This window comes from Syntrophotalea acetylenivorans, assembly GCF_001887775.1.
Lineage (GTDB): Bacteria > Desulfobacterota > Desulfuromonadia > Desulfuromonadales > Syntrophotaleaceae > Syntrophotalea_A > Syntrophotalea_A acetylenivorans.
Genome location: NZ_CP015519.1, coordinates 1,001,270 through 1,023,122 on the forward strand (window position 1 = coordinate 1,001,270; position 21,853 = coordinate 1,023,122).

The following is a 21,853-nucleotide window of genomic DNA, read 5'->3' on the forward strand; positions in this document are numbered from 1 at the left end:
AATGAAAGAGATCAAAGCCTACATCAAAAAACACAAACTGGACGAGGTCAGCCATGCCCTGCGGAAGATCGAAGGATTGACTGGCATGAGCATCATCGAAAGCTGCGGCTTCGGTGTCGGCTGGAGCGGCGCAAATAGAGGGGAGCAGATCGACTGCCGCCCCGGCGTCAAGGTGGAAATTATCTGCCAAGATGACTTGGTTGACGAGGTGATTGCGACCATCGAAAAAGCCGCTCGCACCGGCCTCAAAGGCGACGGAAAGATTTATGTCGGAGATATCGCCCAAGCCGTGCGCATCAGCACCGGTGAGCGTGGCGAAGGGGCCGTCTGACCGGCTCGTTAGGAAATTGCGAGAGCCCAATTCCACTTGACACGGATACTCCCTCCCCGGCAGCTCCGGGAAGGGAGTATCACACTTTCTCAAAACTGGGAATTTTTTCTTGGGCTGGTGGCCAAACCCATTCCAATAATTTGTGAAGGGAACAATGACCAAAAAACATCTGACGTTTTTTTTCATCTCCCTGTTCATCTCCCCCTTCGGAGACATGCCAGAGGCCAACGCCCAGGTTTATTCCTGTGTGACGGTCGAAGGGGTACCTTTTTTCACTGATAATCCTGCGTTAATCCCACCAGGGTGCCACGCGACTTCCGTTAATGAAAGAGAAGGCCTAGGAGGGCTCAGTATCGTAGTCTCTCCCCCCACCTCAACCGAGGCAACCGAGGTTCTCCTCGTCGAGATGGTCGAAAGGAAAAAGAAGCAGAACGAGATGGCTAAAGAATTGAAAAAAACAGCCGAAAATTTGGTGGCCCAATACAACCAGGCTCTTACTCGTTTACATCGAACTCGACGGGTGTCCAGAAGGTTGAAGATCAGAGGGGAAATTCGTGAAATAAAAGAGCGCCGCGATACGTTGCTTTTGAAAGCTGCTGCCGGTAGCCTTCCTTTCAGAAATAGGGGGACAATCAATGAAATTTTGGCAGCAATTCCCCCCTAATCGATTCCCGAAATAGATAGTACGAAAAATGCGTTGGCTGCATCAAGCAGGCGGTGCGCGTCAGCACCGATGAGCGCGGCATAGAGGCCGTCTTAAAAAGGAGGTAAAACATGAAAGCAGTAAAACTAATTGTATTGATCACAAGCATGGGGCTGACCCTTTCCGGCTGTGTAACTAACCGCACCAAATCTGTGGCTGAGGAAAGGATCTCCCTGGATTATTCACCGGCGTATTCGGTTGTAGTTGCTCCCTCGTCTTCGGTAAAGGTGAGCAAAGCCAGAGCCTACCAGGACGGTGAGGAGTTTGTAGTTTCAGGCCAGGTCAAACGAATGCATAGGGTTAAACTACCCGGCCATGTCGATCTGGCGGTATGCGCTCCAGACGGGACGCCTCTTGCGCAGGAAACCATCAGTATTCAAGGACTGCACTCCAACCGCAAAGGGGTTCTTTACTTGCCATTCCGCCATCGGCTGGCCATGGTTCCTCCCGCAGGGGCAAGGATTCGTCTCCAATACCATGCGCCCGCTTCGGCGAAACCAGAGCTAAGTTGCGAAAAATCTTAGGAATTACTTTTCTATATTTATCTTAAATTGCCCCATGATTAAAAATGCCCGCACCAAAAAGGCAAGGGGGTACGTTAATCTGTTGAAAATGAAATGGCCTCCTGTCGATCAGGAGGCCATTTACTTAGGTTTAGGTTTGGCTTTATTTTTTCGGATCGCCAAATAACCGGATCATTGCCCCTTGCCCAGCGTCAACTCTTTTGCGCCAACCGGGACCTTGTCGTCTGGCAATGTCGAATGCTTCTTCTAGCTCTTCCGGATCGATGATATTGAGAATTCTTTGCAGATCATAGGACTGCTCTAAATCCTTTTGAACCTTTAGGGGCTGGTTTTTTCTCTCTTGAGAGACGATCAACTTATGAACGGCATAACGCTCTGGCGAGGGGACGCGAACCAGAATAGGTTGTCGGCCCAAGGCTATTGCTGAGACGGTTTTCTCTATCAGGTAACTTAAAAACCGCAGAGGGATTGCAGGCACGTTGAATTGCCTTATACCAACTGCGCCCTCTGACTCCTTTCCAACCAAAGGCGTAAGGAACTCCACCTTAAAGTCTGTTTTTTTTGCCTCAAACCTCGAACCAAAAAGTTTTGCTTCCGCCTCATACATCGGAGAAAAGCCCATTTCTAGTCGATCCAAAGCGGATTCGGGAAAAACAACTTCCGGCGTGATCGCGATCGGGATAGTTACTCCTGCGATATCAACATCTGCCGTTAAAGCCATTGCAGAGCGTACTTGAAAACCAAGGCTTCCCACAATACAGCGATAAGCAATTGTTCCAACCAAAACCCCGTCGACACGAAATACACCCTCCGCAGAAAGGGCTGATAAGACCCGTGATTCTATTGGATCTAAAGAAGGAAGTCCTGCTGCACGCAGCATTTTGCCAAGACTTTTGATCGCGTCACGGTCGTTGTTGCTTTCCACTTTTTGCTGACTAAACCTTTCCATAACTTTTCTAGCGTGATCATCAAATGGCCCTAGATAAACTTGGCTTAGCGATCCGTCTGCTATTCTTCCTTTGGCATATAGATATTCTTTCCCTTTGATTTTTCGAACCAAAAGACTGAAGGCGCCCAATGCGGCCGCATGATTGCTCATATGAAGTTCGGTAAGACGATCTAAGGCTTCGGCATACGTTGTTCTGACTTGTAAAGGGAGCATTTTGAAAGCGCCAGTATCCACAGGGCAACTCCTTTCTCTTCAGGCTGTTTACACACAGTTACACCACGAAACCACACTTGTAGTGTAACAATGCAAGATCCTCAAGTCAACATATGGTTACACCTCATGATGTTTTTTGTGGTGTAGCTTCCGCTCGAAATCTCATGCGCAAAAGCAACTTTGTCACGCCAGCCTCGTATCCTCGAATTCCTCAAACTCTCTGGCGCTTGTGGGGCGCCTCCAGAATCCAAAGAAGAATCGGACGATAGTCTGACGATTACGGCCGATGAAACCTCAGAAGGATTCTATTTCCTCCAATATCTCCCGGAGATATCTCCGGGAGATATTGATTTAATGGACATCAAAAAACCAAATGAGGAATTTCTTGTTGAGCAGGCCCTAACTAATTGTAATAAAGTAAAAAATCCTCCTTCTCATAGATTTCTGAGCAGGAGGATTAAAAAAAACTATCAACACCCTATGTAAGAGGCTTACCAAAAAGGTGTGGGCATTTTTTTTAATATAAATCCATTCAGGGATTCATCAGGCCCGAAAAAAAGAGAAGCAAAGAGTTATTCTGTATCATTGAGGAGTTTATATTTCCTCCATGTTTATTTACCTTGGCAAAAGATTAATTGCTGGTTTGGCTTTGCAAATAGGACACGATGGCCTTTTTATCCGCTGCATTCAATTCACCAAACCCCATGTTGAACATGTATTGAGCCATGCGTTCAACCACCGCCGGCCATTCCTCTGTCAAGTGCGATGCAGGATCAGGCAGCACATGACACTGGGAGCAAACAGAGGAGAACTTCTTGGCCCCGGGGCTTTCGGCTAAGGGCACATCTGGCCCTCGTAGAGCTTTCAGAGCGTATTTTTGAAGATAGGCAAGTAAAATAGATTTCTCCTCTAGGTCAAGGCTCTTGATGGCTGCCCCGCGCATACCCATGCCGTGGCGTCCCATCATCCGCATCCGGCGGTCCATCCTGTCCACAATATGCCGCCAATCTTCTTTGCCATGCCGTTTCGGGGATACCAAACCGTGGCATTGCGTGCACTTCCCCTGGAGAATTTTGGCTCCATGAGAACTTGGTTCCGGTAGTGATGCCGGATCAACGGGTTCCACAGTGACATCCATCATTCGGCACATACCTCCACTCCATCGACTGCCTTGTCCCATACCATGGCCTCGCCACTGTGCTGAGGTTCCTGAAACCCATAACGCTACGGAAGCCCCCAAAACAAATATCAGAATGACCGTTTTTTTGGACATACGCTCCCTCTTTCGCTAAATAAAATCCTAGTTACGGAAAAATTATATCGTATAGGCTCCGATTTTATCCGTTGGTTCTGATCTTTATTGCCGTGCTTTATATATAATTGGATGGAGTTATGGGGTGTCCCGGCTATATTTAAACCTAAAAGGATCTCGTCTCTAACTTCATAAATCTTTCAATTGAAAACGTAATGGGAGGGGAAATGTTTGACTTTTTTATGGAGCTAAACCCAGTCGTTCAGGCTTTGGTCGCCACACTTTTTACTTGGGGGGTTACTGCTGCAGGTGCAGCGTTAGTATTTTTCAAAAAAACAATCAGCAAAAAGGTCTTGGATTCTATGCTCGGGTTTGCAGCCGGTGTGATGATTGCCGCTAGCTTTTGGTCACTGCTTAATCCCGGGATTGAGATGGCTGAGCAGATGGGGCAAACACCTTGGCTTACTGCTGTAATAGGTTTTATGGGTGGCGGTGTATTTATGCGTGTGACAGATAAGATTTTACCGCACCTGCACCCCGGTCTAAAAATGGACCAAAGTGAGGGAATCAAAACCTCATGGCAACGCAGCACACTGCTGGTGCTTGCTATAACCTTGCACAATATCCCTGAAGGTTTGGCAATCGGAGTTGCGTTTGGTGCTGTTGCTTCCGGCCTGCCATCCGCTACGATTGGTGGTGCGATCGCCTTAGCCATCGGAATAGGATTACAAAACTTTCCTGAAGGGACGGCTGTTTCCATGCCTCTTAGAAGAGAAGGAATGAGTCAGGGAAAGAGTTTCCTGTTTGGCCAAGCTTCTGGAATGGTTGAACCCATTGCGGGCGTTGTGGGTGCTCTTTTTGTTCTAATGATGCGACCAATCCTCCCGTATGCCTTGTGTTTTGCTGCGGGGGCAATGATATTTGTGGTCGCAGAAGAATTGATACCAGAGTCTCAACGTATTTATGCAAATATCGATACTGTCACCATGGCGACTATGGCGGGCTTTTCGGTCATGATGATGCTCGACGTTGCATTGGGATGATTTTAGACGGCAAGAACAAAAGTGGATCAGAAACCTCCTTTTATCAGATACGCAAAGCCCTCGATCGTCGGATCGAGGGCTTTGCTAATAAAGCTACGGGATTGTGCCAAACGCAGAAAAGTAATCAGTGATCAGCAAAAAATCGTTCTCAGACTAAGAACAAGACGGCTTTGCCACATTTGTAGCGGTCTGTTTTTTCGTGGCGGCTCTGGTGCAGAGGAGATTCGAGACCGAAAAATATGATTTTAGATTTGGCAATCTCAGGGGCCTTCTGGCGCATAGGTATTTTAACCTGGGCGGTTTCAAGTTCGAAGTGCAACAGGGTTTAAGATTCGCCCATAGTATTCGCGGAAATCGAAATCCGGCAAGAAGATTTCTGCAGGGCACTTCCAGCCAAGGCTTTTCCTTGGCCTGGCGTTGAGCTTCAAGGCGATCTGATCAAGTTCCTTTTGGGAAAACACGGACAGGTCCGTTCCCTTAGGTAGATACTGCCGCAACAGCCCATTGGTGTTCTCGTTGAGGCCTCTTTGCCAAGGGCTATGGGGATCAGCAAAATAGACCTTGATGCCGGTCTTCTCCGACAACGTTTCGTGACAGGCCATTTCCTTGCCTTGGTCGTAGGTCATGCTTAAGCGCCGTTGGGCATCAACCCGGTTGAGAACAAAACCGAACCCCTTTTCAGCCGCTGCGGCGCTGGCATTGTCGACTTTGGCCAGCGTGACAAACAGACTGGTCCGCTCCACCAACGTACCCACAGCCGAGGCATTGCGCGCCCCTTTGATGAGGTCGCCCTCCCAGTGGCCGGGAACCAGCCGTTCTTCCACTTCTGAAGGACGCTCATGGATGCTGACCATGTTCGGGATGCTGCCTCGACGATCCTCACCACGCGTCCGCGGTCGGCGTTTCTTGCGTGATTGCCGCAACAAGGCAATCATCTCCTTGCGCAGCTCGCCGCGTGGTATTGCGTAGATCGCTGTGTAGATTGTCTCATGGCTGATCCGGAACTGTGATTTTTCTGGGTGCATACGCTTGAGTGTAGCAGAAACCTGTTCTGGAGAGTTCCCCGCTTGTAAAAGCGAGACGACTTCACCCCAGAGCGCCTCGCCGGGAACCATCCGCTTGGGCTTTCTCGGCTGATGAGCCATGTGCCTGGCGCGCTTTTCTGCAAGCACGGCACGATAGCCGCCCGGTTCGACAAGACGGGGGCTCCCAACCATTTCGGCGCAACTCCCGACTTACGGTGCTGACCGAACGATTCAAGCTGCGGGCGATTGATCGCAGGGAAGCTCCATGTTCCAGCTCCACTTGAATCAGGGCGCGTTCTGTGCAATCCAGGTGCTCATATGATTTTTCCATCGCAACACTTTAACTCTTCTAAGTGTTGCACTTCAATTTTGAGCGCGGCTATCAATAAATCCATTTTGCCCCGGAGATATTTCCGGAAGGATCTCCTTGAATTGTTCACATTGTTGGGATATATAATAAATTCAATACATTACTACAGGAGAGCGCCCATAAGCAATCCTGTCCGTGAAGAAATGATTGACCTGTTATATGACGCAAAGATCCCGATTGAAGAAATGTTACCATCAGGTCTTTATCGCGTCGAAGAGTTGCCAAGCGGGACTATTGCTGTCACGAAGGAGCCCTTCACGGGCCCTGGAGCTGCTATCGTCTTTGTCCGTGAAGGGGCAAAACACCCATCTCTTTTGCCCGAGCCCAACCCGGTTTCCGGAAGATGTATGCCAACACGAGGGGTGATGAATGCTAGCGATGTTGACGGAGCCTACATCCAGCAAATGATAGTGTTTGTAACGGCTCCTGGAGCCTTTATGGAAGTCTTTTAGGTTAGGTCGTTCCTTAAAGTCTTCAACACAAAAGCCCCCGCCACCCATAAAATGGGCTAGTGGGGGCTTTTGTATTAGAGCCTTCTTTAATCCCTAATGTAAGGGTCTTTATCGAACGCCAAATGAAGAATTCTTCGGCAAGTCATCCGATGCACTTGCCAGTTGAATCCGCCGGTCAAAAAAATTCAGATGATGTAAACGATTATTTTTTTCGTATTCCGGGCGGTTTCATTGGACCCCTCCAGCCCTGCTTTAAGGCTGGTGTGATCGAGACTGTCGACAATTGCGTCACGGACGTCTTTCATAACCAAGCGAATTCCCCAACTAAGTTTCATCGAGGCATTCTTCGCACTTCTGACAAGCGGTTTCACTGACGCAAGGAACAGGCGCCAAGGGACCTTCTAGCTCTCGAACGGCGCTTCCCATGATGATCTCCGCCGGATCCTTGGCCAAAAGTACCCCCCCCTCTGCCCTTACGACTTCCAAGAATTCCGCCATTTTTAAATTACAGGAGAATCATTTCCAGAAATTTCTTGGGAATCCGCTACCTTTCTGCCAGGTCAGCGATCAAGAACGGCCCTCGGCCAAAATCCCTAGCTAGGCTCAAAAGGGCCTGCAAGCCATATTTGGTTTTGTTGGAAATCATTGTCTATATTCTCTATGTTTTTGGTAGAATATCATTTCTTGATTTGTCAACATTTTTCCCATCCAGTTTTTTACTGATCCCGCATCCCGCTGGCAACTATTCCAGATTAATGCCGGAGGCTGTTGGGATCAAGCGGTTCCTTCCTCCGTGATGATGCCGCCTCCCAGGCAAATGTCACCGGCATAAAAGACCACGCCCTGACCAGCGGTAATCCCAAACACCGGCTTCTGAAACCGGAGGTGAACGCGACCGTTTCCCACATCCGTCACCATCGCCTCAACCCCTTTTGCCTTATACCGGATTTTGGCCTGCACCTCAAGGGGGCCGGCTGGCGGCGCACCAGCCAGCCAGTTAACCTCCTGCGCAGTAAGTTCCCACCGGCCCAGCGCATCTCGCGGGCCCACGATTAGGGTGTTTTGCCGGGTATCTTTCCGCAGAACGTAAAATGGTTCCGGGGAGACAATACCCAACCCTTTGCGCTGGCCGATGGTGTAGAAGGAAAGACCGTCGTGTTGACCCAGAACTCGGCCGTTCCCATCCATAATCGGTCCGGGCTTGAGGGCCGCACCGTATTCCCGTAAAAAGCGGCGGTGATCGCCGTCAGACAAGAAACATAAATCCTGGCTGTCATGTTTGCCGGCCACAGGCAGGCCAAACTTGCGGGCCAGTTCCCGGACTTCAGTCTTGGTGTATTCGCCAACCGGAAAAAGAACATGGGCCAGCTTCTCCTGTGTCAACATGTGCAGGACGTACGATTGATCCTTGCTCTCGTCCACCCCTTGGAGCAGTTGCCGGCCTGCTTCGGTGCGGCGGATGCGGGCATAATGGCCGGTAGCCAGAAAACCGGCATCCAGCGCCAGCGCCTGCTGGAGCAGGTAGGTGAAGCGAATGTGCCGGTTGCATTCGATGCACGGGTTAGGCGTCCGTCCCCGGGCGTGCTCGTCAAGGAAAAACCGAACGATGGTCCTGCGGAAATATTCCTTTGCGTCCAAGAGGTAAAAGGGGATGTTAAGCCGGTCTGCCACGCGGCGGGCGTCGGCCACCTGATCCGGGGTGCAGCAGCGGTTGGCGACGGGTGCACCGTTGCCGCCCCCCGGTTCGCTCCATAGACGCATCATCATGCCCACGACTTCGTAACCCTGTTCAACGAGTAGCGCGGCGGCTACTGAGCTGTCCACCCCGCCGCTCATGGCAACGACGACGCGATTTTTTACCACTTGATTGGAGATAATCACCTCTGACTCCATCATATCCTCTGCCTTTCACTGACAATCCGCATAAAATCCAACGGTATTTCCCGTATTCCCATGGGGGCAGGTGCCCGTCCGGTTTATCCTGTTGATTCCGGCAGACCTTACCTGCGTTGCCCCGGCTTGCACGGCTTCGTTGGACGATGGAGGGGTGTTCATCGATTGGCAAAAAACGGCCGCTACTCGGCGATGAAACCGGCCAACCGGCGCAGTCTGGCCACCACTGTGACGATGGCTTCCAAAAAACTGGCCACATCGTCCGTCGTGTTCTGCATGCCGACGGTCAGGCGCAGGCCTCCTTTTGTCCATGCACTGTCCAGTCCAAGTGCTTCCAGTGTAGGGGACGGTTTCGAATCGCCGCTCATGCAGGCGGACCCACTACCGGCAGCAATGCCAGCCATATCCAGATGCATCAGCAAATCGTTGATGTTAAGGTGGCGGAAGGCGAAGCTGGCGTTGTGGGGCAGACGTTTCGTTGGGTGTCCGGTAAGCACGCACTCACCGGGAAAGGCCGCCAGGAGACCCTCGATGAGTTGGTTACGCAAGGGCAGGCAGTGAGCGTTGCGCTCATCCAGTTCGGCCATGGCCAGGTCCAGCGCTTTGGCCGCCCCCACGGCGAAAGGGACGTTGGAGGTGCCGGCGCGACGGCCGTTTTCCTGTCCGCCGCCGGTCAATCCGGCAATCAACTCAACCCCTTTTTTCGCATACAACAGACCTATCCCCTTGGTGCCATAAAACTTATGCGGGGCGATGCTCATCAGGTCGATGGACATTTCGGCCATGTCCCAGCGGCGCACGGCGATAGCCTGGACGGCATCACTATGGAACAAGACGTTGCGGGCGCGGGCAATGCGACCGATTTCCTCGATAGGCTCCATGGTGCCCACTTCGTTGTTGGCAGTCATGATGCTAATGAGAACCGTGTCGGGCCGGATGGCCGCCTCCAACTGGGTCGGGTCGATAAGGCCGTGTTGGTCGACAGGCAAGATGGTGAGGTCGAAGTCATGCAGATCGCGTAACTGTTCGGCCGTAGTCATTACGGCACTGTGTTCAATTGCCGAAACGATCAAGTGGTTACCGCCGCCATTCGCCCGTGCGGCCCACATCACACCACGCACGGCTAGGTTGTCACTCTCCGAACCACAGCCGGTAAAAATGATTTCTTCCGGTTGGGCATGTAGCAGACTGGCAATGGTCTCTCTTGATCTTTCCAGGGCGCGGTAGGCCAAGCGGCCGTACTCATGCGTCGAAGAGGAGTTGCCGTAATTCTCCATCAGGTGAGGCAGCATCGCCTTAAGCACCTCTGGATGCACCGGCGTCGATGCACCATGGTCAAAATAAATACGTTTTTTTTTCTGCATAGTTGTTGTTCCGGTGGTTAATCGGGTAGGAGGCGGGATTACTCCCGCCGTCCTCCCACACCACCGTACGTACGGTTCCATATACGGCGGCTCACGTTGGCTGCTGAAAACGGTGAAACCGGTTTAGTAGCGATATGAGCCCAAATTTCCTGAAGTAGGACGTAGCAAAGGCTTCATTCATGTGCGAGGCTCCTGAGTTCCACCCGGGGGCTCACTGATTTAGGGCCGCCATATACCCTTTCCTCTGAAAATCCGCGTTGAATCAGCTTCTTGGCCCTCGAAATGGGTCGTTTCCACTGCCGCCACAGGAGGCAAACGCAGTTTCGTCGAAACCAGCTATCGAGTGCCTCGAACGGTTTCTTGACTTCAGACAACTTGAAGTAGTTTGACCAGCCACGCAGTATCGGCGTGACCTCTTCGATGACTATTTTAAGGTTTCTCCCTCTCCCTCTGCGACTGATTTACCGGTGTTTAGAGGTGGCCCCCTCTTCCCCCGGCTTCAGGTTCGTCTGACCTGCCCACCTGATAGGTCCACTTCGAATGTTAATGTAGCGTCTGGCGCAGGCGTTTAACAACCTCAGGCAACACCTCAAGAACATAAATCACGTCTGCCTCGTTATTGGCACGGCCAAGGGAAAACCTGAGGGTCCCCATCGGTGTACCTTCGGCAACACCCATGGCCTCTAGAACCCGAGATGTTTTCAATGTCCCGGAACTGCAGGCAGAAACGGATGAGACAGCGATCCCGGCCTGGTCCAAACACGACAGAAGCGCATCCGAATCGACATATAGGAAAGACAGGTTGGTGGTATTGGGCAGGCGGTGATCCAGATCGCCATTTGGCCTGACATCGGGAATCTTCGCCAGAATGCCCTGCTCCAATCGGTCGCGAAGCTTTTGTAAACGAGCCGCTTCGACAGCTTGGGTATCGGCGGCTATCTCGCAAGCTTTGCCCAAGCCAACGATACCTGCCACATTTTCTGTTCCCGCCCGGCGGTTCCGCTCCTGTGATCCGCCATGAAGCAAGGGGGGAAGCTTGACCCCCTGCCGCACAATCAGGGCACCGACTCCCTTGGGAGCGTAGAATTTGTGTCCTGAGAACGACATCAGGTCGATGTTGCAGGCCTTGAAATCGACCGGAATTTTGCCGACGGCCTGGGCTGCATCGCAATGAAAACAGACCCCTCGACGCGCAGCCAGTTCACCGATCTGCTGCACCGGAAAGATAGTACCCGTTTCGTTGTTGGCGTACATGACCGAAAGAAGAATTGTTTCCTCGGTAAGAGTACCTGCGAGGGCATTCAGATCGAGCCTTCCTGCTCCGTCCACATGGAAGCAATCTACGGCGAATCCAAAGTGTTCCAGATAATAACAGGGCATCAATACCGACGGATGTTCTACCGCTGTGGTGATGATACGCTTGCCCTTCATTCTTTTGGATACCGCCACCCCCTTGATGGCGGTGTTATTCGATTCGGTTGCGCAGGAAGTGAATACTACTTCCTCGGGCTCGCAATTCACCAGCCTTGCAACCTGCTTCCTAGCCTCTTCAACGACGTTTCTTACGCTTCGCCCCGCCCAGTGAACGCTAGAAGGATTCCCAAAAGAGGTGTGCAGATATGGCTGCATCGCTTCGACTACCAGCGGATGGATGGCTGTTGTGGCATTATGATCCAGATAGATTTGGCGCATTGATCGGCCTCTTTTTATCCTGGAATCTTCGTCCCTCCTAATGGCTAACAAGGATTCGAAAAAACCCAAAAGATCATATAACCGGAGAGACGCCAAGTAGTCTGAAATATCCTGATTAGGTGGCTTGTGATTGTTGACTTGTCAGTAATATTTTGAAGTTAAATTCCAGTTCCTAATCACAAACCTTTCAAGTTTTTCCCTGCGTCTCTGCGTCAGTCCGCCTTCCAGTCGAAACTCAACAGGGGAGCAACCAGGCCGGTGTCTGAACCGAAATGGCAACTTTGAGTTCTTTCCTTTCATTTCCCCATACTCCTGACACCTTTCATTAACCATAAGAAGGACAATTTATCAACAATAAAACACCTTGTTGTATATTTTACCACTAACCTTGCGTGTTTCTTTCGGTTTTTTTCTTGACTTATTTGCTGGGCTTCCCGCAATATTTCAAATAAGGAATAAAGTAGTTTTAGGTAGTTTTTAGGCTAAAGCTGTTGAACGGGAGGAATGGCGACATGTTTTCCGAGGAACAGATCGAGCGTTACTCACGCCACATTATCCTTAAAGAGGTCGGCGGTAAGGGCCAGAAACGCCTTCTCGACGGCAAGGTTCTCATTATTGGCGCCGGAGCCCTTGGTTCTCCCGCTGCTCTTTACCTGGCAGCGGCCGGGGTGGGCGTGATTGGCATTGCCGATTCAGACGTGGTGGAACTGTCCAACCTTCAACGCCAGATCATCCATCATTCCACTGATCTAGGCATCGCCAAGGTCGAATCCGCGCGACAGAAAATGGAGTCCATCAATCCGGATGTCAAGGTCGTCACCCATCAGGACTGGATCGGGGCGGAAAACATTCTAGAGATCATTCGTAACTATGATTTCGTGATTGATGGCACCGATAACTTCGCATCAAAGTTCCTGATTAACGATGCTTGCGTCATGAGTGACACCCCCTACTCACATGCCGGAATCCTCCATTTCATCGGTCAGGCCCTTACCGTTCTCCCCCACCAATCCCCTTGTTTCAGATGTGCTTTTCCCAAACCTCCCCCGGCCAACGCCATCCCTACCTGTTCTCAGGCGGGGGTAATTGGGGTATTACCCGGAGTCATCGGCTCCATTCAGGCCACTGAGGCGATCAAATACCTCCTCGACGTGGGAGATCTCTTGACCGATAGACTGTTGATATACGATGCGGAAGGAATGGATTTTCAGTTTTTGCCGGTCGTCAGGAATCAGTCATGCCCTGTCTGCGGCGACAACCCGAGTATCACCGACCTAAAAGATGAGCCGGAGGCCATGAATACCTGTGATCTGGAATAACGAAATCCTGAAGGGCAATGCATTGTCACTTTACGGGAGTTTTGAATGACGAAAAAACCGGAAGTAAAAGTCGATCTGAAAAACCTTAAAGCCGGCGGCTTCATCAAGGAGCGAGGTAAGGATCTGTTTACTGTACGCCTGCGTATGCCTGGCGGTCGGCTACCGGTGGAAAGGTTGCAAAAGATCGCGAAAGTTGCAGAGAAGTACGGCGGGGAATTTGTCCACCTTTCGGTCAGGCAATCAATCGAACTGATAAACATTCACTTCAAGGATTTCGATTCGGTCGTAGCGGAGCTGGCCGAGGCGGGGCAAGAGGTCGCCTCCTGCGGTCCGCGACTGAGGGTGCCGGTGGCCTGCGGCGGCTGCGAGTACAATCCCAACGGCCTCATGGATACTCAGCAGGCAGCCCTCGAGGTCGACAAGGAATTGTTTGGCACCATGACCGGCCATCATAAATTTAAGGTCGGCTTTTCCGGTTGCCCCCATGATTGCCCTAAAGCGGCCATCAACGACGTCGGCTTCGTGGGTGCGGTACAACCTGGCTGGGACAAGAACAAGTGCCTTGTCTGCGGTCTTTGCATCAGCGCCTGCAGGGAAGGAGCCATCGTTCCAGACGAGGATCAGCGGCCGGTATTTCTGGCTGAAAACTGTCTTTATTGCGGTGATTGCGTTAAGCTCTGTCCGTCTGAAGCCTGGCAGACTCTGCAGAAAGGTTATTCGGTCTACGCTGGTGGCAAATGGGGACGGCGGCCCATGGTAGGCACTCTGGTCGCCACCTTTTTATCGGCAGACCAAGTGATTGATATCGTCCGAGAGATTATGGTCTGGTATCAGGGGCAGGCGGCAGGCATGGGCCGGATAAGGCTGGGCGAAGTCCTGCTGCAAAAGGGTATAGAATCCCTTATCGAACGGCTGCGGATCAAGTTCCCCAATCAAATTAAACTTGGGACCGCACCACCGGCCGTTATCGATCGTCAACTCCGTGGCGAAGCCATTGGAACTGACGATCGATAATCAGCAACCAATCGTACTTGGATTACAGAGCCACAGAGAGGTGCGTATGCAAACCGTGGATTTGCGTGGCGTCAGTTGCCCGACCAATTTTGTCAAGGCCAAGCTGGCTATCGAAATGACGGATACGGGCGAGATTATTGAATTCTATCTCGATGACGGTGAGCCTGTACAGAGCGTTTCACGCAGCCTCAAAGACGAGGGGCACAAATTGTTGGATCTGAAAAAGGCTGACGGCTATTACATACTCAAGGTCGAAGTCGCCTGACAGGCCTTACCGCAGAGTTCGCTCTTCATCGCAACGAAAGCGCCTCTACCCTCCCCTGTATGATGCGTACTCTTGCTGGCTTTCGGTTTTTCACCCCAAAAGCTAGTCGTCACCCTTCTTCCTTCTTCCCTTCCGGACCACTGCCGATACCGTGGATTTCATGTCCACTATCGACGACCTTCCCGGTTACCGTATCGAGAATATAATAGCCGCTGTGGTGCACCTTTGCGCCGGCATAGGAAGCCCACGCCGAAATCTGGTACCTGCCAACCTGCTCTTGTTTCCCTTGAGCCGACGCGGAGGTAGCGGAAATGGAAGAAGCCATCAGCATGCCACCAACTGCAACCAGAAAGAATGTCACCGTTACCAGCCCGAGTAGTTTCCAACTCTTCATGATGTAATCCTTTCTTTCTAAAAAGATATTTCTGTGACTTCCGATGATTCATGGTCTTTAGTTGCGAATCCTGAAGAAGATTTCGAGACCATCGGATACTTTTAAATTCTAGCTTATTCGAAGGGCATCGTATCTTTACAGATGACAAAAAATGATAATAAGGCCGCCGTTTCCAGCGGCCTTAAAGGCAAGGAGTTAATTGGCGGGAGCCGCTGAAGAAGTGGCCCCCGCCTGCAAGTTATTTACTTAGGTAATGGGCGTCATATTGACGTACCTGGCCGTCTTGCAATCTGGCACTGATTGCGAAATGCCACGCACCGGCCTGATCAAGCGTTACATCGGTACCGAAATGGTCACTCAATTCCATTTCGTTGTGAGGTGTACCTTCCTCCCCTTCTGGGATATCCAACGGCTCCTGCACAACATACTGGGTAATACGGGGCTGTTTATCCGATTTACCCTTCTCCACTTCGGGACTAATAACCTTCACTGTCACGTTGCCGTCGACAATGCTTTTCTGAGAGGAAATATCGGTAAACTTCACCATCAGGTGATGCGTCGCCCCCGAGTCGCCTTGGGATTCGATGGGCAGTAGATGGATCATAGCGGAAACGCCGTTTCTCGCTTGCTCACCAATCATTATTGAGCTGGTAGCCATTTCGGGCATGCCACCCTGCATTGGTTGGCCACCTCCGATGTGATGGTTATCCATGGCCAGAACAGGCGTGGAAACTAAGAGTCCACCCAGAGCCAGGCCCAGAGCCCAAGAGGTCTTTCCGCGTTTCAAGTTTCTCATAATTATCTCCCTTTTGCGTGAGTGTGTTTATGGTCAGATGCGTCTTTTCCATGGGCATGATGATCCCCCATCGAGCATCTCACGTCCTCCGTCGCAGCGACCTGCTTGTTTTCAGATTTGGAAAGGAGTCGTGTTCCGTAACCTTTTCCTGCTCCAGCCAATGCCGGGGTGGCAAAGACGGCTCCGGTCAAAATAAGGGCTAAAGCCCAGTGTGTATTGCTGAATTTCATGAATTCCTCCGTTTTTTGATTGTTGTCAGGCACCAGATGTCAGGCGGAGACTAAATTCTCAGGTCACATCTGTACCTTTTTCTCGTTTTCGCTAGTCCTTTCGCTACGCCTAACAGGGTGAAGTTGTTGACCATCTTGAAGGACAAGGGACCAGCGATACTGATGTTTTAAAACAGGATCTTTTGTGGCTGATGAGTATTCGCGCCTATGAAGTTGACTTGCCTCAAATTTTCCAGGCCCTCAGACAGTCGTGGTTATCCACTGTGGCTGGGTAACTGAAATGGGCGGTTCAGCACGAACAGTTGCCGACAGACCTACTTGGCCGGTCGCACGACTCAGCGCGGAGGGAGGAATCTCAATTCAGAAGGGAGCAGAGGCGAATGAAAAGGGGTGGTCCACTCCTGGCAGAGTGGCGAAGTGAAGCAGAATAGGTTTTGCTCAAATTCTCAGGGGATCGAAGGGAGACATCGAAAGAAGATGGGCCGTCCGCTAACTGAGGGACATCAATCAGCGGTTTATAATCGGTAGTTGCAGGCGGTAATTCAATGGGCACCGAGCTAAGAGAGCATTGCTTGGTTTGCGTCCCGGAAGCATTAGAGGCCAATTGGCCATTCAACTTATTATGTTTGCAATACTTCTGTTGAGCAGAATCATCCATCCCGCATCGATGCGACACTGCCCCCAGTGCCCCAACAGGGGCTATCAGGATCAGCAATAGAAGTATTGTAGTCAAACGAGTCATCATATTCATGCTTTGGCAAAAGAGAAAATAATTCGGATGCGCGAGGCACTTTCTTCCCGAGCATATTCCCGCACTGTTCACTCAAGTTATTTTTACAGAAACATATCAGCGTACCGTTGTTTTGTCAACACCAATACCCCAGCAATCTACTGTTTTATTCAAAAAGCACAGAAAGGTTTTTTAAATTAGAGAAAACACCGTCTTTTTCTACACAGCAGTAGTGCACACAACTGCCTTTGGGAAGCACTGATGGGATGTTGTACCCAGGCCAGTGGCAAAAACAGCGATGTCCTACATAACCATATTCAGGGTTAGGAGTCCGACGAGTTCTCTTTCCCGTTTTCATCTTTGTTCGACTGCTGGCGATTACGGTGGCCGCCGCAGCAACCGCGTCCAGACAGATGCATGGCAAGGAACACCAAGAGCACTACTACCAAGAACCAGTTATTTGCCAACCATTCCATCGTCCACCTCCTCGGTTTTATCAACCGACTTGAAGCCACGGCAGCGGAAGATATGCCGCCCGCCGCCGTGGCTTTTTCCTACTGTGCTATTTCTTTTCCATCATTTCCTGTTGCGTCATCATGCCTTTCATCATCTCCTGCATCATTTGCATTCTTTTTTCCATCATCTGCAGACGGTTGCCCATCATGCATCGCTGCATCATCATGCCCTGACTTGACATCATGCCGCCCTGCCCCATCATCTGTTCCATCATGGACATCTTCTTTTCCATCATGGCCATGCGATCAGCCATCGGCATGTCTTTCATATCTTTTCCAGCCATCATGCCGGGTCGGCCCTCCATCATCATGCCTTGACCAGCCATCATGTCCATCATCTTCATGCCCTCTTTCATATGCTGCATATGCTGGTGCATCATTTTTTGTCGTTCTGAGGAACTTTTGGCTGCTTCCATTTTCTGACGTGTTTCCTGCATCTTCTCGATGGAAGAATCCACCTGGTTCATTTCCGTCTGGACAGCCGCTTCGCCGGCGGTATCGGGGTGATGCTCCTCGACGGCCCATACGGGAAAAGCGATCGCAAGAGCTAGCAATAGAGGAGTAATCCTGATCATTTTTCTCATGGTCATGCCTCCGTGAAAAGGGTGATATTATCGGGGCAAAATGCCCCCTTTCCAGACAACATGTTTATTCCTTCGCATCGAACCATTGCCAATCCCCAGAACTTAATTGAAATCCATGGTCTCGGCAGCTATGCCTGCGAGTGTATCTTCAATAAGAGTGCACTTCACCATTCCTGGGGCTTGATCAAAGCCTTGGTGCGAATCCGATAAACCTTATCCACCGGTTGAACCGCCACGATTCCGTCCCCGGCAATTCCACAATGAGCCGTTTCAATTATGGCAGTCACAATTTCATCGACAGCCGATTGTTCGGAAAAGATTTCTATTTTGGCATGGGCGGTCATCCGATCAGCCTTAAACAGATTGGTGTATTCGCCATACCCCTTGATGTGGGACACGCTGATTCCTTTGACGCCCAACTGCCGGAGCCGTTCTTCCACTTCTTCCAGTACCGAACCCCGGACAAGAGCCACCACTTTTTTCAATTCCATACCGCTACCTCCGAATGCGTGCTGTCTGCAGTGTGTCGCAACCTGATACCACGGTTATTCACCATTCACCCACCGCAGCCTTAGAAAATGACGTCTACCGATGCCTATCCGAAGTTAATGGCCTCTGCCACGCTATTGAGGCTAAGCAGCAGGCCGAATACCTGGAAGACCTGCCCCAAAAGGGGCTTGATCAATGTGAATAAAACCTTCTGTCACGGTTTGCCTCTTTCCTGCAGATGGCAACCACCGGCAAGCTTGCAGCGACACAGGGTGCAATCGCAACCTTCTATGCAGCCATCAAGAGGGTCCGCCCGACTGGAGAATTGGCGTCTCACGAGCGGATACAACAGTCTTTTCAGCCGACCATGACCGTAGTATTTTTTCATCCAGTCGCGGGCATCGTCTGCCCTACCGATCGAACCCACCAGCCGGGCATAGCCCGAGTCACCAAGGCGTTCATAGATAGCCCTGTTGACTATTGCCAGCTTCATCAAGTTACCTAAACGTTTCCGCCAGAGAGAGTCATACTCCTCGGGACTGCCCTCTAGTAGCGCCAGGGCGGCAAAGTGACCCGACAAAAGGGCATAACGCATGCCGAAACCGAACAGCGCGTCCTGAAAACCTGCAGCCTCGCCAGCATAGAGGAGTCTTCCTTTGCGGGCACTAACAGGTGCAAAGAGATTTCCGTAACCGCCAAATCGGCGGGAATTTTTCATGCTAATGCCGGTTTTATCCCAGAAAAATTCAACGGTCCGCTCCACGTAGGTCCGTTCGTTATGAAAATCGTTAAAGAGACAGGAGGCGATGGTGCCTTTACCGCGGCAAACCAGCAGATACGAGTACCCATTCGGTGCCAAACGGTCAGAAACAGCGGAAAAAGCGCCGTCAGCACAATCAGTCTCGAAAACATACCCGGCGGCAATGGCATCCACGCGCTGCGGACCGTGGACGACAATTCCGCCCCGGGGAAGATGATTTTTTGCCTCACCGAAGCGGAACTCCACCCCGGAGGCAAGAGCCTGATCTTTGAGCCCCTGATCCAGCGTGCCAGGATCGGGGCCGCGCCGTACCAAATAAAAGAGTGGTTCGGCGGAACGACACACATGCTCGCGGCCTTGAGGATCATAAAATACACTCTCATGAAACGGGGTGTACTCGAAGGTGGGAGTAACTCCCATAGATTCCAATTCTTCCAGCACATCTCCTTCCGTAGTCCAGTTTTCGATCCCCTGAAAGTCACCGTGAAAACGATGCCCGACCTCAGCCTGCCGTTCGAAAACGACCGCTCGACTGCCTCCTCTGACGGTCGTCAAAGCGGCCGCCAACCCAGCAGGACCTGCACCGACAATTTCAATAGTCGGCGTCATAACTTCCCTCCCACGACTAGAGGTTGACCCTTCGTAACCGCAAGGCGTTGCTGACAACCGATACCGAGCTGAAACTCATGGCTGCGGCCGCAATGATGGGGCTAAGTAGTAAACCGAATACAGGGTAAAGGACCCCGGCGGCGATGGGCACACCCAAAGCGTTGTAGACAAAGGCGAAAAACAGGTTCTGACGAATGTTTCTCATCGTTGCCTGACTTAGGGACCGGGCCCGTACAATGCCGCGCAGATCCCCCTTGACCAGGGTTACGCCGGCACTCTCCATTGCCACGTCGGTACCGGTACCCATGGCGATACCGACATGGGCCTGGGCTAGAGCCGGCGCATCGTTGATACCGTCGCCGGCCATGGCAACGAAGTGACCCTGCTCCTGCAGTTCCTTGATCTTGACCGCCTTGTCTTGAGGCAGCACTTCGGCGCGCACCTCGTCGATGTTCAGCCTGCCGGCCACCGCTTGAGCGGTAGTCAGGTTATCGCCGGTAAGCATGACGATGCGAATCCCGCTCTGATGAAGTTGGCGAATGGCCTCAGGAGTGGTTTCCTTGATTGGATCGGCCACACCAAGCAGGCCGGCAGCTTTGCCGTTCACCGCCACGAACATGGCGGTTTGCCCTTCCTGGCGCAAAGTTTCGGCCCGATCCAGCAGCGCCCCTGGGTCAATTTTTTGTTCATGTAGAAGCTTCTGGGTGCCAAGCACCACCTCGGCGCCGTCAATCTTGCCGACAACCCCTTTTCCGGTGAGGGATTCGAAATGTTCCGTAGTGGCGAGGGATATGCCGCGATCTTCAGCGCCCTGAACGATGGCCGCAGCCAGGGGATGTTCACTACCCCGTTCCAAGCTTCCGGCCAGGCGCAATAGCTCGGCCTCGTCAAGACCTGCTGCCTCCACCGCAACCAGTTTGGGTTTGCCCTCGGTGAGGGTACCGGTCTTGTCCACCACCAGAGTGTTCACCTTGCGGAGATGTTCGACCGCCTCGGCGTTCTTGAACAACACCCCCAGGGTCGCCCCTTTGCCGGTGGCTACCATGATGGACATGGGTGTGGCTAGTCCCAACGCACAGGGACAGGCGATGATGAGCACCGCCACGGCGTTGATCAGGGCGTGGGCCATGCGCGGCTCAGGCCCGATCATGGCCCAGACAACAAAAGTAGCCAAGGCGATGGCCACCACCGCAGGCACGAAGTAACCGGCCACCAGGTCGGCCAGCTTCTGGATGGGCGCTCGACTGCGCTGCGCTTCGGCCACCATCTGTACGATCTGACTCAACAGGGTATCGGCACCGACCCGTTCGGCCTGCATGATGAGCGAACCGGTCTGGTTCACCGTGGCGCCGGTAACCGGGTCACTGGCCTGCTTGGCTACAGGCAGGGGTTCACCTGTGATCATGGACTCGTCGATACTACTGGTCCCCTCAAGGACCACTCCATCAACCGGTACTTTCTCGCCGGGCCGCACCCGCAAACGGTCACCAACCATAACATCTTCTAGGGGAACGTCTGCCTCGCTTCCGTCCGCGGCAATGCGCCGGGCGGTCTTTGCTGCCAGACCCAGCAACGCCCGGATTGCCTTCCCGGTCTGGCTGCGGGCGCGCGCCTCCATGACCTGACCGAGCAGCACTAGGGTAGTGATCACGGCGGCGGCCTCGAAGTACACCGCGACCTCCCCTTCGGAACCTCGGAAGGAGGCCGGGAAAAATTCCGGCCACAGCGTAGCCACGACGCTATAAAGATAAGCCACCCCGACACCGAGGCCAATGAGGGTGAACATGTTTAGACTGCGGTTGACCAGAGACTGCCAGGCACGCACGAAGATCGGCCAGCCGGCCCATAGAACCACGGGGGTGCTCAACACCAGTTGAATCCAGTTCCTGGTGCGGGGGGCAGCCAGCCCTTCAATCCACTCTCCAAGCCCTGGAATCAATTCTCCCATAGCCAACATAAGCACCGGCAGGGAAATCACCGCCCCTACCCAGAAACGCAAGGTCCAGCCCCTCAATTCAGAACTTTCCCCCTCTTCTTCCAGACTTACCACCTTGGGTTCGAGATCCATGCCGCATTTGGGGCAACTGCCCGGTCCGATTTGCACCACCTCTGGATGCATCGGACAGGTATACTCGCGCTGGTCTTGGCCAGGAGTTGGCTTTTTACCTTTTTCGCGGATCTTGGCCAGGTACACTTCCGGATCTTGCTGGAACTTTTCCAGGCAACGCACAGAACAGAAGTAATAGGTCTGTCCCTGGTGCTCCGTTTTTCCAGCCGATTTTTCTGGAGAGACGTCCATACCGCAAACGGGATCTTTCATGGTAGCCTCCATGTGTC

General features: G+C 52.1%; 22 protein-coding genes and 2 pseudogenes. 8 read left to right on the forward strand and 16 right to left on the reverse strand.

What is annotated here, in order from left to right:
• Nucleotide 1: 1 nt before the first annotated feature.
• The 3 genes from A7E78_RS04590 to A7E78_RS04600 all read left to right on the forward strand — a co-directional run bounded on the left by A7E78_RS04590 (nucleotide 2) and on the right by A7E78_RS04600 (nucleotide 1,558).
• The gene (locus tag A7E78_RS04590) at nucleotides 2–331 is read left to right on the forward strand and encodes a P-II family nitrogen regulator (protein ID WP_072283127.1); all 330 of its coding nucleotides are present in this window, start codon (nucleotides 2–4) and stop codon (nucleotides 329–331) included.
• A 154-nt stretch (nucleotides 332–485) separates the two neighbouring features.
• A complete protein-coding gene (locus A7E78_RS04595; RefSeq protein WP_072283128.1) occupies nucleotides 486–995 on the forward strand; it encodes a hypothetical protein in 510 nt (169 codons plus the stop codon).
• Nucleotides 996–1,105: 110 nt separating this feature from the next.
• Nucleotides 1,106–1,558, forward strand: coding sequence for a hypothetical protein (locus A7E78_RS04600; protein ID WP_072283129.1), 453 nt, complete (start codon nucleotides 1,106–1,108; stop codon nucleotides 1,556–1,558).
• 142 nt (nucleotides 1,559–1,700) lie between these two features.
• On the opposite strand, the gene A7E78_RS04605 is transcribed toward A7E78_RS04600, so the two are convergent.
• Both A7E78_RS04605 and A7E78_RS04610 read right to left on the reverse strand, forming a co-directional pair.
• Nucleotides 1,701–2,741: a GSU2403 family nucleotidyltransferase fold protein gene (locus A7E78_RS04605; RefSeq protein WP_072283130.1), complete on the reverse strand. Its 1,041-nt coding sequence runs from the start codon at nucleotides 2,739–2,741 to the stop codon at nucleotides 1,701–1,703.
• Nucleotides 2,742–3,351: 610 nt separating this feature from the next.
• The gene (locus A7E78_RS04610; protein ID WP_145924846.1) at nucleotides 3,352–3,861 is read right to left on the reverse strand and encodes a hypothetical protein; all 510 of its coding nucleotides are present in this window, start codon (nucleotides 3,859–3,861) and stop codon (nucleotides 3,352–3,354) included.
• Between the two features lie 338 nt (nucleotides 3,862–4,199).
• Between A7E78_RS04610 and A7E78_RS04615 the strand changes: the two genes are divergently transcribed.
• A complete protein-coding gene (locus A7E78_RS04615; RefSeq protein ID WP_072283132.1) occupies nucleotides 4,200–5,015 on the forward strand; it encodes a ZIP family metal transporter in 816 nt (271 codons plus the stop codon).
• Nucleotides 5,016–5,317: 302 nt separating this feature from the next.
• Here A7E78_RS04615 and A7E78_RS04620 read toward each other — a convergent pair.
• Nucleotides 5,318–6,371: pseudogene (locus A7E78_RS04620) on the reverse strand (IS30 family transposase).
• A gap of 101 nt (nucleotides 6,372–6,472) precedes the next feature.
• On the opposite strand from A7E78_RS04620, the gene A7E78_RS04625 reads away from it, so the two are divergent.
• The gene (locus tag A7E78_RS04625; RefSeq protein WP_145924847.1) at nucleotides 6,473–6,862 is read left to right on the forward strand and encodes a hypothetical protein; all 390 of its coding nucleotides are present in this window, start codon (nucleotides 6,473–6,475) and stop codon (nucleotides 6,860–6,862) included.
• 185 nt (nucleotides 6,863–7,047) lie between these two features.
• Here A7E78_RS04625 and A7E78_RS15725 read toward each other — a convergent pair.
• The 5 genes and pseudogenes from A7E78_RS15725 to A7E78_RS04650 form a co-directional block, all read right to left on the reverse strand.
• A pseudogene (locus A7E78_RS15725) lies at nucleotides 7,048–7,508 on the reverse strand (RrF2 family transcriptional regulator).
• Nucleotides 7,509–7,636: 128 nt separating this feature from the next.
• Entirely contained in the window at nucleotides 7,637–8,758 is a 1,122-nt protein-coding gene (mnmA, locus tag A7E78_RS04635) for a tRNA 2-thiouridine(34) synthase MnmA (protein ID WP_335743844.1), read from the reverse strand.
• A gap of 179 nt (nucleotides 8,759–8,937) precedes the next feature.
• Nucleotides 8,938–10,119, reverse strand: a complete 1,182-nt coding sequence (locus A7E78_RS04640) for a cysteine desulfurase family protein (RefSeq protein ID WP_072283134.1) — start codon at nucleotides 10,117–10,119, stop codon at nucleotides 8,938–8,940.
• Between the two features lie 173 nt (nucleotides 10,120–10,292).
• On the reverse strand, nucleotides 10,293–10,580 hold the full coding sequence (locus A7E78_RS15730) for a group II intron maturase-specific domain-containing protein (RefSeq protein ID WP_083552694.1): 288 nt from the start codon (nucleotides 10,578–10,580) through the stop codon (nucleotides 10,293–10,295).
• An 82-nt stretch (nucleotides 10,581–10,662) separates the two neighbouring features.
• Nucleotides 10,663–11,811: a cysteine desulfurase family protein gene (locus A7E78_RS04650; protein ID WP_072283136.1), complete on the reverse strand. Its 1,149-nt coding sequence runs from the start codon at nucleotides 11,809–11,811 to the stop codon at nucleotides 10,663–10,665.
• A gap of 512 nt (nucleotides 11,812–12,323) precedes the next feature.
• Here A7E78_RS04650 and A7E78_RS04655 point away from each other — a divergent pair.
• The 3 genes from A7E78_RS04655 to A7E78_RS04665 are packed head-to-tail and all read left to right on the forward strand — an operon-like array spanning nucleotide 12,324 to nucleotide 14,409.
• Nucleotides 12,324–13,130 (forward strand): HesA/MoeB/ThiF family protein, encoded by an 807-nt coding sequence (locus A7E78_RS04655; RefSeq protein WP_072283137.1) that lies wholly within the window; start codon nucleotides 12,324–12,326, stop codon nucleotides 13,128–13,130.
• 45 nt (nucleotides 13,131–13,175) lie between these two features.
• Nucleotides 13,176–14,144, forward strand: a complete 969-nt coding sequence (locus tag A7E78_RS04660; protein WP_072283138.1) for a 4Fe-4S dicluster domain-containing protein — start codon at nucleotides 13,176–13,178, stop codon at nucleotides 14,142–14,144.
• Between the two features lie 46 nt (nucleotides 14,145–14,190).
• Nucleotides 14,191–14,409 (forward strand): sulfurtransferase TusA family protein, encoded by a 219-nt coding sequence (locus A7E78_RS04665; protein ID WP_072283139.1) that lies wholly within the window; start codon nucleotides 14,191–14,193, stop codon nucleotides 14,407–14,409.
• A 109-nt stretch (nucleotides 14,410–14,518) separates the two neighbouring features.
• Here the strand turns inward: A7E78_RS04665 and A7E78_RS04670 are convergent, their stop codons facing one another.
• From A7E78_RS04670 to A7E78_RS04700, 8 genes are all read right to left on the reverse strand, one after another.
• Nucleotides 14,519–14,803, reverse strand: coding sequence for a hypothetical protein (locus tag A7E78_RS04670; RefSeq protein WP_072283140.1), 285 nt, complete (start codon nucleotides 14,801–14,803; stop codon nucleotides 14,519–14,521).
• A 238-nt stretch (nucleotides 14,804–15,041) separates the two neighbouring features.
• On the reverse strand, nucleotides 15,042–15,599 hold the full coding sequence (locus A7E78_RS04675; protein WP_072283141.1) for a hypothetical protein: 558 nt from the start codon (nucleotides 15,597–15,599) through the stop codon (nucleotides 15,042–15,044).
• Between the two features lie 2 nt (nucleotides 15,600–15,601).
• Nucleotides 15,602–15,829 carry a hypothetical protein gene (locus A7E78_RS04680; protein WP_072283142.1) on the reverse strand — a complete coding sequence of 76 codons (228 nt, stop codon included), beginning with the start codon at nucleotides 15,827–15,829 and terminating at the stop codon, nucleotides 15,602–15,604.
• A 1,053-nt stretch (nucleotides 15,830–16,882) separates the two neighbouring features.
• The gene (locus A7E78_RS14915; protein WP_145924848.1) at nucleotides 16,883–17,035 is read right to left on the reverse strand and encodes a DUF2933 domain-containing protein; all 153 of its coding nucleotides are present in this window, start codon (nucleotides 17,033–17,035) and stop codon (nucleotides 16,883–16,885) included.
• Nucleotides 17,036–17,121: 86 nt separating this feature from the next.
• Entirely contained in the window at nucleotides 17,122–17,658 is a 537-nt protein-coding gene (locus A7E78_RS04685; protein WP_072283143.1) for a hypothetical protein, read from the reverse strand.
• Between the two features lie 164 nt (nucleotides 17,659–17,822).
• Nucleotides 17,823–18,149 carry a P-II family nitrogen regulator gene (locus tag A7E78_RS04690; RefSeq protein WP_072283144.1) on the reverse strand — a complete coding sequence of 109 codons (327 nt, stop codon included), beginning with the start codon at nucleotides 18,147–18,149 and terminating at the stop codon, nucleotides 17,823–17,825.
• 212 nt (nucleotides 18,150–18,361) lie between these two features.
• A complete protein-coding gene (locus A7E78_RS04695) occupies nucleotides 18,362–19,516 on the reverse strand; it encodes an NAD(P)/FAD-dependent oxidoreductase (RefSeq protein ID WP_072283145.1) in 1,155 nt (384 codons plus the stop codon).
• A gap of 16 nt (nucleotides 19,517–19,532) precedes the next feature.
• Nucleotides 19,533–21,836 carry a heavy metal translocating P-type ATPase gene (locus tag A7E78_RS04700; RefSeq protein ID WP_072283146.1) on the reverse strand — a complete coding sequence of 768 codons (2,304 nt, stop codon included), beginning with the start codon at nucleotides 21,834–21,836 and terminating at the stop codon, nucleotides 19,533–19,535.
• Nucleotides 21,837–21,853: the final 17 nt, after the last annotated feature.